Origin of the sequence: Actinosynnema sp. NPDC050436 (assembly GCF_040655415.1) — a bacterium.
GTDB lineage: Bacteria > Actinomycetota > Actinomycetes > Mycobacteriales > Pseudonocardiaceae > Actinosynnema.
On the sequence record NZ_JBFAJV010000012.1, the window covers coordinates 66208 to 78639 of the forward strand.

12 protein-coding genes are annotated in these 12432 nt (G+C 68.3%); 1 reads left to right on the forward strand and 11 read right to left on the reverse strand.

Annotated features, from left to right (window positions below; translation table 11 throughout):
• Positions 1–4 precede the first annotated feature (4 nt).
• The 3 genes from AB0I60_RS26575 to AB0I60_RS26585 all read right to left on the reverse strand — a co-directional run bounded on the left by AB0I60_RS26575 (position 5) and on the right by AB0I60_RS26585 (position 4451).
• Positions 5–1990, reverse strand: a complete 1986-nt coding sequence (locus AB0I60_RS26575; protein ID WP_360734029.1) for an FAD/NAD(P)-binding protein — start codon at positions 1988–1990, stop codon at positions 5–7.
• 103 nt (positions 1991–2093) lie between these two features.
• A complete protein-coding gene (locus tag AB0I60_RS26580) occupies positions 2094–2459 on the reverse strand; it encodes a hypothetical protein (RefSeq protein WP_360734032.1) in 366 nt (121 codons plus the stop codon).
• Between the two features lie 1425 nt (positions 2460–3884).
• Positions 3885–4451: a choice-of-anchor K domain-containing protein gene (locus tag AB0I60_RS26585; protein ID WP_360734035.1), complete on the reverse strand. Its 567-nt coding sequence runs from the start codon at positions 4449–4451 to the stop codon at positions 3885–3887.
• Positions 4452–5105: 654 nt separating this feature from the next.
• Between AB0I60_RS26585 and AB0I60_RS26590 the strand changes: the two genes are divergently transcribed.
• Positions 5106–6017, forward strand: a complete 912-nt coding sequence (locus AB0I60_RS26590; RefSeq protein WP_360734038.1) for a DUF1963 domain-containing protein — start codon at positions 5106–5108, stop codon at positions 6015–6017.
• Between the two features lie 460 nt (positions 6018–6477).
• Here the strand turns inward: AB0I60_RS26590 and AB0I60_RS26595 are convergent, their stop codons facing one another.
• The 8 genes from AB0I60_RS26595 to AB0I60_RS26630 form a co-directional block, all read right to left on the reverse strand.
• The gene (locus tag AB0I60_RS26595) at positions 6478–6879 is read right to left on the reverse strand and encodes a nuclear transport factor 2 family protein (protein WP_360734040.1); all 402 of its coding nucleotides are present in this window, start codon (positions 6877–6879) and stop codon (positions 6478–6480) included.
• A 431-nt stretch (positions 6880–7310) separates the two neighbouring features.
• Positions 7311–7691 (reverse strand): VOC family protein, encoded by a 381-nt coding sequence (locus tag AB0I60_RS26600; protein ID WP_360734043.1) that lies wholly within the window; start codon positions 7689–7691, stop codon positions 7311–7313.
• Positions 7692–7994: 303 nt separating this feature from the next.
• Entirely contained in the window at positions 7995–8522 is a 528-nt protein-coding gene (locus AB0I60_RS26605; RefSeq protein ID WP_360734046.1) for a nuclear transport factor 2 family protein, read from the reverse strand.
• A 76-nt stretch (positions 8523–8598) separates the two neighbouring features.
• Complete coding sequence (locus AB0I60_RS26610) at positions 8599–9006, reverse strand: tetratricopeptide repeat protein (RefSeq protein ID WP_360734049.1); 408 nt, start codon at positions 9004–9006, stop codon at positions 8599–8601.
• An 843-nt stretch (positions 9007–9849) separates the two neighbouring features.
• Entirely contained in the window at positions 9850–10221 is a 372-nt protein-coding gene (locus tag AB0I60_RS26615; RefSeq protein WP_360734051.1) for a hypothetical protein, read from the reverse strand.
• Complete coding sequence (locus tag AB0I60_RS26620) at positions 10218–10406, reverse strand: hypothetical protein (RefSeq protein WP_360734054.1); 189 nt, start codon at positions 10404–10406, stop codon at positions 10218–10220. Before AB0I60_RS26620 ends, AB0I60_RS26615 begins: the two co-directional genes overlap by 4 nt.
• A 332-nt stretch (positions 10407–10738) precedes the next feature.
• Positions 10739–11182 carry a YbaB/EbfC family nucleoid-associated protein gene (locus AB0I60_RS26625; RefSeq protein ID WP_360734056.1) on the reverse strand — a complete coding sequence of 148 codons (444 nt, stop codon included), beginning with the start codon at positions 11180–11182 and terminating at the stop codon, positions 10739–10741.
• A gap of 335 nt (positions 11183–11517) precedes the next feature.
• A complete protein-coding gene (locus AB0I60_RS26630; protein ID WP_360734059.1) occupies positions 11518–12078 on the reverse strand; it encodes a DM13 domain-containing protein in 561 nt (186 codons plus the stop codon).
• Between the last annotated feature and the right edge of the window lie 354 nt (positions 12079–12432).

The window sequence follows — 12432 nt, forward strand, 5'->3', positions numbered from 1 at the left end:
CTCCTCATGCCGGTCGGGCGGCTCGGGTGGACGCCACACGGGTTCCGGTGGTGGCGTAGGCGTTGTCGACGGTGAGCACGGCGCGGGCGATCGCGTCGGCGTCACCGAGGATGACGGAGTTCACGCCCGGCCGGATGCCGGCGGCGGTGACCCAGTGGACGGATTCGGTGGGGACGCCGTACCCGAAGCGCCGGGGGTGCGGGCGGCCGTGGGCGTCGAGGACCCGGTAGGGCCGGGGAGTGACGGCGAGACCGCCCGTTTCGACGTCGCCGGTCGGGTCGGGGATGCGGTAGGGCGAGATGGCTCCGTCGGCGCGCAGCCTGGTGACCAGCTGGTCGTCGGTGGTGCGGATGTCGCCCTCGGGCAGGCGCGCTTCGATGAGGGTGGTGGCGACGACCTCCGACCCGTGCACCGAGGGCGAGGAGACCAGGAAGCTGCCGTCGGAGGAGTCGACGCGCATTCCGGGACCGACGACGTGGAGGATGCCCGCGTCGATCAGGGCGATCATCTCCTCGATGCGGCCGGCGGGTGGGCCGATGGACAGGTAGGCGTTGAGCGGGGTGTACCAGGCGAGCAGTTCGTCGCGGTAGGACGTGCCGGTGAGGCCGCTGTGGTCCACGACCAGGCGGATTTCGTTGCGCAGGTCGCGCAGCACGTCCAGGGCAGCCTTGACCGGGTCGCTGACGTTGCCTCTGCGGGCTTGGTGAACGTCGCGGTGCAGCAGGTCCAGCAACCAGGCGTGGAAGTGGTGCGGGGACGGGAAGCGGCGGTCGGCGTGCGGACGGGCGACCAGGTCCCAGTTCCAGCGCTCGCTGTCATCGATGCCGACGCGGTGCAGCAGCGCGGGTACCTCGTCGTCTGCGGCGGCGGTGTGGCGGGCGGCGAAGTCGGCGACGGCAGTGTCGCTGCGGCGGCCACGCAGCAAGGTGGTGTAGTAGACGTGTTCGACTTCGCGGGAGATCAGCGGCCACACGTCGGCGTGGAAGGTCACCGGTTCGCCCCGACTGACACGGGATCGGAGGCGGGCGATCACCGCCGGGGTGAGGAACAACGGCTCGTGCCGGCCGAACACGCCCTTCTCGTTCTCGCCCCGGGCGTGGTACGGCACGCCGCGACGGGAACCGGTGTGGATTTCCGGTTCCCGACCCGAAGGCCGGTAGACCAGGCGGCCGTCGAGGGTGCGCTGGAAGCGCCCGCCCCGGTCCACGGTGAGCAGCGCGACGTAGTCGAAGGAGTTCAGCCCCATGCCGCGCAGGGCAACGACTTCGCCGGCACGAATGGCGCTCAGGTCGACTTCGGCGGGGTTCGCGGGCGGCTGGTAGCGCAGGCCGTGCTCGGCGGCGAACCGGCTCAGCGCCTGTTCCTGCCGTCCCAGCGGCATGTCCAGGTGCCCCAGGGCGAGTACGACCGCGTCCAGGCCGCTCAACGTGGTGCCGTCGTCCAGAGTCACCGTCTGCTCGCCGTCACCGGGGTGCTGGTCGGGGGTGTCGGCGATGGCGACCGCAGAGCGGGCGTGCAGGCGGATGGTGACCGAAGGTGGGGTGGTGGTGCACAGGCGTTGGAGCACCCAGTTGAGGTAGTGGCCGTAGAAGGCGCGGGTCGGGTACGAGTCGGGGCCCAACCGTTCCGCTTCGGCGCACACCCACGCGGGGTAGTCGTCGAAAGGCTCCATCAGCGGCAGCATCCCGGCCCATTCGTGCAGGCTGGGCCCGGGTACGACGGGGCCTTCGCAGTCGACGCTGTCGTCGGTGAACATGGTGACCTGGGAGGCGACGGTGTTCATCAGCAGTGAGCGGGACTGCCCGGTGGACCACACCCGACCACCGCGTCCGACGTGGGGGTCGACCAGGTGCACCACCAGTTCTTCCTGGCTGCGCGCGGCGTTGGCGCACAGGCGTTCCACGACGCTGAGCCCACGCGGGCCCGCGCCGATCACGCAGATCTCCATCGGGCCGGCCGAGGGGCGTGCTCGGCCGCCGAAGCTGGACATGGGTGTCTCCCAACACATCTGAGGCGGAGTGGTGCGGAGTAAGCGGTCCCGATAGGCGTCGCGCACACGTCGTTCCGAGCGCGCTGTGTCAGGGGCGTGTCGGTCAGGGCACGCGCAGCGGCTCGCCGGCGGCGTGCTCCAGCAGGGCGGCGGACATGCGCGTCCGGAAGGGCAGGCGAAAGGCCGGTGCGCGGCACGCAGAGTTGCGGTAGGCGATGTCGCCGGAGCCGATGAATCCCACACCGCCCAGCGCCTCGACGCAGCGGCCGGCCACCGACGCCGGCAGGTCGGCCCCGGTGCCCTGGTGCTCGGCGGGCACCAGCAGGCCCGGCCCGCCCGCCTCGCGGAACGCCGCCAGTCCGGCGCTACCCGGCCGCTCCAACTCCTCCAGGCGCGCGCCCGCGAGCGCGGCGTCGAGGCCGGGCAGCAGCCGTTCGAGTTCGGCGCGTTCGCGTTCCAGCAACCGCATCCTTGACCAAGCCCCCTGATCGTCACGGACTGTGACATTCCCGGCGTCGCCCCCCTGTTGGCGGATCACGCCCGGCTGTCCGGGATCACGCTAAGTACGGCGCGTGCAGGGCAGATGCAGGGCAGAGTCAACTGCACTACAGGGTTATGTCCGATTTGCCCTGACATGAACTTGCTTCTCCCCCGGCGGGCCTGGGATGGTCCGGGTCGCCGATCGAGAACCAGAGCACCGGCCAGGCTCGACCCCGAGTCCGCTATCGATGTCGCTGTCGAACGCATACGCCTCGTCCCGCTTCCAGTCCGTGACCCCGGCGAACGGACGCCGTTCGGTCGCGGACCGGCGGTGTGGAAGGCTTTCGGCCTGCTTCGGCGGGACTGGCAGACGCCGCCGCGCGTGTTCAGGGTCGACGGCGACCTGTACCAAGCCGTCGACTTCGAGTGGCCGCAGCGCACAACTGATCGCAAGGCCGGACCGCCCCGAGCCGGCCTCTGAGTCGCAAGGGGAACCACGCCCGGCCACCGAACGACGACAGGCGGGGCGCGAGCGGTCGCCCCCGAGCGGCTCACCGCGTCATCGCCGCCCACTGGCGTGCCCACCACGGGCCTCCCGCCTCGAAGGGCGGGTGGTATTGCGCGGGTAGATCGACAGCCCGGATGGCACGGTCGCCTCGTCCCGGAAGCCGGCGTCATGGCCGACCGGAACAGTCCACGCTGAACGCCGGACCTGAGCGTGCCCGGCTGGCGAACCCACGTACGTGGTAGAGATGATGCCCGGGCCACGATGCTCGCGTTTACCACTCCCCCACACCGCCGGCGTGGGCGCACCGCCCGCCGCAAGCCGCCCGGTGTCGCCGTTGCGGGAAGAGTCGGCGTGCCAGAGGTTCAGGGTGCCTGTGGTGTCGTCGTCATGCCGGACCTCCAGACGCCTCCCCAAGAGGTCTGGTTGAACTTGTGACGGTGGTCCGCACTCGCGGAACCGATCGAAAAGTCCATGGCGGTCAACACACTGGCCACCACGAGCATCCCGACAGCGCCGATCGATTCGGACCGGAGAGTATCGGAAACCAGTGCCTCGATCACGGCTGAGGAAACTCGAATCGGCTGGACGAGGCCCGTGCCGAGCCGGCGACCCCCTGACCGGCCGCGCCCGCCTCCTGCTCGACCCGCACGCCGACGGCCCCCGACTCCACCGACTCCGGCGCGGCTCAGCCACCACCTCGGCGAGGCCGACGTCTCCGCCGAGGTGGTCATGGCCGCGACCAGCCACAAGTCCCTGCGATCGGTGCAGCGCTACGTGAAACCCGGCCCTGCCACCATCGCACCGACCCACTTCGACACAGTTTCAGGACAACCGGGCCATGTCCGCCCGATTCAAGGCGGCTCCTACGACGACCCGGACGGCGACGGCGGTTGGCCCATCCACGGTTCAGCCACCGACCAACGGGTTCGTCCGCTCGAACCTGGCGATGATGTCGGCCTCGTTGTGCCTGCCCTCAGCGCTGAAGAACTGGGGAAGCGGTTCGCCGTGGCCGCCCACCAGGAAACCGATGATCGACACCTTGTACTCGACACCTTCGATGTGCACGATCTCGTTGCCGGAGACCTCCGGTAACTTGACCTTGTCGTCCACGTAGCCAGGCGAGTTGACGGTTTCGACGTGCGAGAAGACGACGGTGCACTTGTGCTTGGTGCCATCGTCCTTGAACTCGATGTCGACCTCGAGAGTCGCCTGGAACTCCGTCTGCTGCCCCATCAAGATCACGTAGTTGTGGTGCGTGAACGTGCCCAGTGTGACCTCGAACTTGTTGCTGCCGTCGTGTTTCGTGTGAGCGAGGGCACCCGTGAACTCGTACTCGCTCCGCCCGGCGTTCGGGTCACCCGTGGCCGGGAGGCCCCATTTGATGTGATCGCTGCCCAGACCGTCGAGCTTCATCTCGGGCGTGTTCGGATCGACTGAGATCCACTTGCCGATGGTGCGAATCTGGTCCACCACGAGGCGCTCCTTGCGCTAGGGGTTCTCCACGGTCGAGGTATGCGCCAACAGTGGTGCGTGCACGAGTGCATCCACATCAACCGAACGGGTGATCATCTGGGATGGCCCCAGGCCCACCGCCTGGCCTCCCTCACCCCGAAACGGCTCTCGCCGCAAGCGCTGTCCGCGTTCTGCGACATCCCCGGCTACACCCCGCCCGGCCTGGTGGCCACCACTGCGAAACCGCCGGCGTCCGCAAGCCGCCACCGACGACCGGCCCGCGCCGTCGACCGCCGGCTTCACCCCGACGCCCCACGGCATATCCCTGCGGACGCCCGTCGCCGGGCACTGGGGCGTGGTGGGCTTCGACGGCGGCAGGATCGACCGCTTCGCACCGCTGACCCAGGTGCACTGCCAAGCGGTCCTGCCTCGCATCGCCGGCACCGACGTGACGCTGATCGAGGGGCACCTGACGGCCCGCTCGACACGTGCGGCGGCTGGTCCACGACCTGCTCAGCACCACCGACGGGACGACGCACGCGTACCGACGCACATTCGGTCACCAAGGACAGCAACATGCCCGATCGGACGACCTGCCGAGACGGACGAGCAGGAAGCCGATCTCGTATGGACAAAATGCACGTGGCGCGCACAACGGTCTGCGACAGTTCCTCTATGGACGTTTACGAACGATTCCGTCGCGCGGCGGCCGATCGCGGCATCCCCGCCGACGAGGTTGAGAAGTTCATCGATCAGCTCAGGTTCGAGATCCTGCTGGGCTCCACCGAACCCGGCGAGGAGGTCGTCGGGCAGAACGGCGGCCTTCCCCGGTTACCGGTGGGCGCGCAGTGGCCGAGCAGCGGAAGCGGATTGCCGCTGCCGTTCATCGCCTCCGTCGACTGCGCGGTCCTGCCACGGGCCGAAGGGCTGCCCCTGCCCGAGGACGGCTCGCTGCTGTTCTTCCTCCACCACGAGGAAGACTACCCGGTTCCACTCGGCGTGGACGGGCCGGAGTACGCGCGCGCCGTGTACGTCCCGGCAGGCACAGAAACAGAAGTCGCGTCACCGCCACCCGGCCACGACGAGGAGGGGTTCTTCCACGAGAGCATCCCGTTCCTCGCTCCGGAGTTCACGCTTTCCGCGTCGGTCGTGCCGGCCCTGCCGCCCTGGATCGAGGAGCGCGACGAGTTCGAGTTCGACGACTCCGAAGTGCTGGAGCGGTTGTTCGAAGAGCTGGAGCACGTTGACGAGCTGTGCGAGCTGGTCGACGAACTCTGGCCGGAGGAGCGGTGCAGCACGCTCAGCCTCGGCGGGTACTGCGACCACGCGGGTCAAGGGGATTCTCCGGTGGCCGAATTGGCGGATGCCGGCTTCACCAGCCGACCGGAGACCCGAGCGGCCTTGCCGGCGGCAGAGCAGTTTCACTCCGGCGAGGTGGAAGAGTACTTGCTGAGCCGCGAGTGGGTGCCGCTCATCCAGTTCTCCACCCGAAGCGAGAACTACTACGGGTGCTTCCTGATCGACCTGGAAGACCTCGCAGCCAAGCAGTTCGACAGGATGCGCTCGGTCACCAGGTTCTTCAAATAGGTGGCGAGCGGACACCCACATCCGAAGCAGCCCGGGACCACCGAGGTGACGCCCGGCGATGATGTCGAAGCGGTGGTGCGGCTCATGAATCGCCTACGCCGTGGTGCACAAGGCCAGCGCAGAGCGCGCTGTGGGACAGGTAATCGCGCGGGAGCACTGGTTCTTCATCGCTCACGGCTCGGCGGACCGACTCGTCTCTACCTCGTGGCCGGCCGATCTGGGACTGATGATCTCGCTTCACAACAGCGCCACACGAGCAAATGGCCCGCCCGCGCCCTCCGGTCGATCGGTGCACGGCGCGTTGGACATGTGGTTCGAGAGTGACCGGCTGTGCTCGGTCGATGCCCGACAGCGAACGTGTTGACGGCGCCGAGGACGCGGCCGGCTCGGCGGAGTTCGGGTGGTGAACGTGTTGTCCGAAGTCGTCGCCGCACACTCGTTCCGCGTCCCTCGTGCTGGGTCAGGGCGCGGCCGACGGGAAGTCCATGATGCCGGTGGCTTGCGACCAGGCACAACGCCACGTGCCGCCAGCATTGGTGTAGACGTCGGTGTGCCAGGCCTCGTGACGGGGGATGTCCGCGCCGTCGACGGAAAGTGCGATGACGCACCGGTAGCGCAGGACGACGACGTCGGTGCCGACGATGGCATCCACGTCGCCGGTCGGACGCAGTTCCCGGTAGGCGACCCGCCTGGTGGTGAGGAGATCCAGGTATTCGGCCTTCGTCCACACGGTGCCGGTCGGATTGCACAACCGGTACTCCGCAGTGTGCAAGCGGTCATAGGTGCCGCGATCCACATCGAGGAGACACCGGATCCGATCCTGCTCGGCTTTGATCACCTGGCCGGCCACATCGTCGGTCATACCCGCTCCTAGTCACTCGATCGGTTCTGGTCGGCGACACACGCGCCTACATCCAGGCCGGAAGGCGTAGAGGTGGTGTCTCGCTGACGCCATCTGTACCGAGCCCTTGCGCTTGGCCGTCGGCCCAACGGTAGCGGGAGGAACCGGGGTAGGACGTCATGGCTCGCTGCTCACCGAGGAGCGGAATACGTGCATTGGTCTATTCATGTGGAAGGGCCTGCGCTTCCGATGACTGACCCTCGTTGCGCTGGCACCGGGCGTCGTCCGGTGCCAGCCGTCAAGCCCGTGAGCAGCTCGGCAGCGTTGGCGGGCGACCGAATCGCCAGATCGAGCGGCTATCGGGCGCAACTGTTCGCTGTGGCGCGGGCGGCCTTTGGCGCGGTCCGATCGGCAGCGGGCCGAACGACCGTGGCCGGGCGGCGCGGGGAAGGTCAGCGCAGGACGCAGAACTCGTTGCCTTCCGGGTCCGCCATCTGCGTCCACCCCTCGAACTCCCGCACGGCCACCGCGCCCAGTTCCACCAGGCGTGCGACCTCGGCAGCCGGGTCGTCCGCGCTCAGGTCGAGGTGGACGCGGTTCTTGACCACCTTGCCCTCGGGCACCAGGACGAAGAAGTAGCGGGGCAGACCGGGGCCTGCCACCACCAGCACCGTGGGGTCGTCCTCCGGGTCGTCGATGCCGTTGTCCTTGAGGCGGCGCAATTCCACTTCGTCGTAAGGTGCCACCTGGTAGCCGTCCAGGACCGCCGCCCAGAAGCGGGCCAGTGACGCGGGGTGCTTGCTGTCGAAGACTGTGTCGTGTACACGAGCCACATCAGCAACTTAACGCAGAGTTCTTGGACCGCAGGAAGTCGCCGCTTCAGCACCGTTGCGTAGGTCTCCGCGAGCAGTCGCACCGCGCCCTTCGGGTGGATCTCCGTGGCGTAGTCGATCGACCCGTGCGCGCCGTCGCGGCGGTATTCCAGCGGGCCGATGTCAACTCGAAGTCGGCGTGGCCGGTGTCCACCCCGACCGGCTCGATCTCCACCCCGCCGCGACCGGAAGCGCCGCCGTCCTGACCGGTCTGCTCCCCCAACGCCGTTACGAACGCCGCCGGCGGCGTAGCTGCAGCTTCCGTTAGCCGGAGTCGTTGCCGGGCGATGACACCTCGTGTGAGATGCCTGGCAAGTCGACCGGGGGCTCGGGCACCCAGTTCGGCAGCGGGCCCACCTCGAACGGTCGGTGCACGGTCCGCCGGGCGATCCGCCACCGGCCGTCATGGCGGCGGTACTGGTCGATGTACGTTCCGCCACCGGTCACCCACGTGCCGTCGGCCAGTCGGACGTGCACGATCACGTCGCTGCGGCCGGTCGCGGTGCCCTCCGCCGCATCGTCGAGATCGACCACGTGGTTGACCGTGCCGTGCTGCATGATCGGGTACGCCCGCCACTGCCACTGGACCGCCGCGCAGATGGCGTCCGTGCCACTGAACACCCGCTCTGGTGCGGAGCCGGTCGCCCACACCGCGTCCGGCGTCCACACCGCGCGCCACAGCTCCAGGTCGCGGTGGTCGGCGGCCACGCAGTACTCGGACACCAGCCTGCGCAGCGCCAACTCGGCCTCGACGCGTTCCAGCCGGGTCATGATGTCGTGATTGTCGATCATGCCGACCACTGTGCCAGGTTCAGGCGGCCGGATCGCGGTGAGCGATGTGCCTGCGGTCCGGTGGCATTCGAGGGTGTTACTCGGTTGCGTGAGTGGGTCCGGCGACCTGTCTTTGGTCGTCGCCAGGCATGTCGAGTGAGGTGAGCTGCAAGTGGACGCGTGCGTCATCTGCGTCGCGGCCTTGCTGGCGGTACATCCTTCGTGCCTGGAGCCAGGCGTTGCGCGCGTGGTCGTAATGTCCGAGGGCTGCGTGTGGGTGGCCGAGGTGTTCGTAGGTCTCGGCTGCGAGATAGAGGTCGCCGTAGGTGTCGTACAGGGTGAGCGCCCTGCTGTAGTGGTCTATGGCCCGGGAGTGGTGCCCCCTGTGGTGTTCGATGAACCCGAGGCTGCCCTCGGCGTTCGCCATGCAGTCGAGGTCGTCGTGTTCAGTGGAGCTGCGCAGGGCTTCGCGGCAGTGGTCGCGGGCACGGTCGAGGTCGCCCATGCCTGCTGTTGTCCAGGCGAGGAGGCAAGTTTCCGGCAGGTTTTCGCTCGTTCAGCCGAGCACTGTCAGGAGCGCGGCACAGGACGGGAGCGCAAGCAACTCCCGGGACGCGCCACCCGAGGGTGGAATGTCAGAGGGGGTCGTTCGGGCGGTCGGCCTTGCCGTGGTGGTCCGGCCGAAGTTCTCCGCCGGCGGCCCTCGGTCGGACCACCCCCTTCACCCGGACACCGATCGCACTGCGGAGATGGGAAACCCTGGACAGCCACCGCACTCCACCTCCAACGGAGGCCACCGATCAGGCCACGGTGAGGGCGATCTCGTGGGCTCCTCCGGTCGTCAGGACCTGCGTGACGCGATAGGTATCCACGCAGTGCCGTGGTCCGGCAGCAAAGGCCGGATGACCTGGCCGATCCGTTAAACTCCGCCTCGCGGAACCAGACACTTCCATCGAGCTCCGCTCCGCCAAGCCCAGGATGAACCGGGTGCCGATCTGGCTACCGCTCAAGCCGGCGAGGGCTCCACGCTTACCTGATTGTCGTAGCCACTCGATCGAAGAACCGGACCGAAGCGGCAACTGCCGGGTGACCTGCGATCACAAAGACGTCGCTCGGTGCGGCTGTTCGACGCGGTCGACCGGTCGCCCTGCTCCGATGCGCCCTGGGCGCGAGGATGCGCCGTGGGCGCGAGGGTGCTGCGTTGGCGGCGTGCAGCCGAGATCGGGCCGCAGGCAATCGACGGACGCGGGAGACCTCGTCGGGTGGGGAACGCTAGACATTGCACTGCCTGGGACACCGGGTGCCACCACCCACCTTTGCTCGAACCTCGACGCTGTATCGGATAGCGCTAGTGCTCGCTCCGAGCTGCGGCGCGGGCTTCGGCTTTCTCGCGCTGGACATATTCGACGGGGTCTGCGTCGTAGCTGCGGCAGTCGTCCTGCCACGCCGTGAGTGCCTGCCGGATCTCACCCGCCGAGTGCACGTACGCCTCGGAACCACCGTGCCGGACGGTGGTCCGTGCCCCGTCCGTCCACACCAGGTCGAACCCGTGCAACCGCTGCAACGCCGACAACACCAACCGATCGAGGGCCTCCGCGTCGTCGGCCTCGATCCAGCGAGCCGCCCAACGGTGTGCCTCGACCCTGCTGAGAGTGCCGTCGACCACGGCCTGCCACACTTCGCCGACCGCCGTCCTGGTCGCCTGCTCGGGCAAGGTCATTCCCACCACCCACGATCCATGCGGCTCTGCAGTTGGCTCTCGGTCAGCACGTCGAGCACGGTGGTCGGTGCGCCGGACGGGTTGGACATGTCCCTGATGACGACCGAATAGTTCTTGCCGTCGCTGTTGGGCAGGACCTTGATCTGCCCGTCGCCCTGAATGTACATCTCGCCGTTTCGCCACACATGATCACGTCGACCTCGCGCTGGCCCGTGCGCATCTGGCCGTGCACGTCACGGTCGGAGGTCACGCCCGTGGGCTTGGCCTCCTGCTCCAGGTCGCGCGTAGCTCGCTGGGCACTGGTCAGGCCCGCGCCCGCGTCGACGGACCCGTGCTGCTGCGACGGTTTGCCCGGTTGCCGAGGCCCGCCGGGAGGAGGACCGGGTTTGGGCGGCCTCTGGTGCAGCGTGCGTGATGTGCGCGCTCGCGGCCTTCACCGCGGCAAATCGCGCCTGGATCTTGGCGACGTTCGCGGCGTGGGCGCGCAACTGCCCGACATCGACTTGGAACGCAATGGTCACCGCTCCCTGAGGTAGGTGCGCGAGTCGTTGCCGTCGTCTTCGTCTTGAGGCACCACACGGGTACCTTCACTGCCACGCAACTGGTTGCCGACTCGCTCGGCGATGGCCCACCCTGCCGGCGAGTCACCGACTGTGTCCGTGATGATCTCCTGCGACCGGTCGGCCAACTCGCCCCGCGCCTGACCCAGCGTCGCCAGGACCGCCCGCGCAACCTCGTTCGGCGGGACCCGGTGGATCCGGTCGGTGAGCCTCAGGTCGACCATCGCACCGGTCGAGTCGACCGTCACTCGGGCGAGCCCGTTCTGATCATCCACAGTGACCCGCACGTTCTGGAAAGACTCGCTCATCGCCTGCGTGTCGGCGGCAAGCCTGTCGATGCGCCCCTTCCATGCCTCGAGACGGTCGCGTGCGCCGTCCGGATCGAGGATGCCTCCTGCCACGTCGCTCCCCTGTCTCGTGCCGTGTCAGCCGGACCGAGGGTGGGAGTGGGACTGCGCACGGCTGGGAGGAACGCGGAAATTCACCCTGAAGCGTGCACCTGCCCTCCTCTGCTCTCGATCTTGCTCTGTTGCGTTGCTGATGCTCATCTCGTCGTGTCCACTTCCCCGCGTCAGCGGGCGTAGTCCAAGTGCGTGCAGCGCGTCCGCGTCCGCGCGCACGGCTTTCCCGCGCGAGCGGGTGGCCCCCGGTCGACCAGGCTGCACGCCAATGCGACCCGTCTTTCCTGCGCGAGCGGGCGACGCCCCCAGGCGCCACTCACGCCAGTGGAATCGGTTCAGAGGACCAGGGGTGCGGAGCCGAAGGCAACGTTGAACCGGTCGCACCAGACCACCACGCTGCGCAGGCCGGCGAGGTCCACGTCGGCGGGGATGGCGTAGTTCTGGTTGCCGTCGGTGGCCTTCATCGGGCCCAGCGCCAGGTAGCGGCCGTCGTCGTACTTGCCCCACTCCCCGCCCGCGGTGGCATCGGACAGCCAGATGTGCAGGTCGGGACCGTCGGAGGTGGAGAAGCCCTCCAAGCGGAGGATGCGCGTGTCCCCGCTGCTCAGCACGCTGGCGGAGCCGCGCGTCTCGTGTTCCTGGGTGACGAACTCGCCCATGGCCAGCACGGCCGGCGCGGCAGCCTCGGTGCTCATTGTGGGGACGGCTGCCGACAACGATTCGCCGGTCGCGGGTCCGGTGGTCGCCGGGGCGGCGAACTCGGTGGGCAAGGACTCGTTGACCTCGCTGTGCGTCCACAGCTTCCACGGTTGGAAAGCCCACAATCCGACCATGGCAGCCACCACCCCGAACGCCAACCCCACCCAGATCGCCTTCTTGCGCAACAGACCACGCATCATTCCCTCCCGATCAGCTTCTCGACGGACGGCATCATCCGATTCGTCGGTCAATCCTGCTCGGTTGGCGGTGTACTCGACGTAATCTCGACTGCCGACCAGGCTCCCGCACGTCGGAGCGCGCCCAATCTGGCAGCCGATCCAGGCTCGGTCGGCACCGGTTCCCCGCGGAGTCGTGGCTGGCGGGCCACCTGGGCGGAAGTGGCGGCAGGCCGCCAACGTGCGGTTCCCTGACAGCTGCCATTAACTTTCACTGAAGACATAGTGGAGTTCAGCACGTCCCGAAACACAGGGCGGGCTCAGGGGCGCGGCAACTGCCACATCAGCCGAAGCTCTCGACGACGATGCGGCATG

Bases quoted from the DNA above. Each gene is read 5' to 3' on its own strand.
- AB0I60_RS26575 (WP_360734029.1), bottom strand. From the start codon at position 1,990: ATGTCCAGCTTCGGCGGCCGAGCACGCCCCTCGGCCGGCCCGATGGAG.
- AB0I60_RS26580 (WP_360734032.1), bottom strand. From the start codon at position 2,459: ATGCGGTTGCTGGAACGCGAACGCGCCGAACTCGAACGGCTGCTGCCC.
- AB0I60_RS26590 (WP_360734038.1), top strand. From the start codon at position 5,106: ATGGACGTTTACGAACGATTCCGTCGCGCGGCGGCCGATCGCGGCATC.
- AB0I60_RS26595 (WP_360734040.1), bottom strand. From the start codon at position 6,879: ATGACCGACGATGTGGCCGGCCAGGTGATCAAAGCCGAGCAGGATCGG.
- AB0I60_RS26605 (WP_360734046.1), bottom strand. From the start codon at position 8,522: ATGATCGACAATCACGACATCATGACCCGGCTGGAACGCGTCGAGGCC.
- AB0I60_RS26610 (WP_360734049.1), bottom strand. From the start codon at position 9,006: ATGGGCGACCTCGACCGTGCCCGCGACCACTGCCGCGAAGCCCTGCGC.
- AB0I60_RS26615 (WP_360734051.1), bottom strand. From the start codon at position 10,221: ATGACCTTGCCCGAGCAGGCGACCAGGACGGCGGTCGGCGAAGTGTGG.
- AB0I60_RS26630 (WP_360734059.1), bottom strand. From the start codon at position 12,078: ATGCGTGGTCTGTTGCGCAAGAAGGCGATCTGGGTGGGGTTGGCGTTC.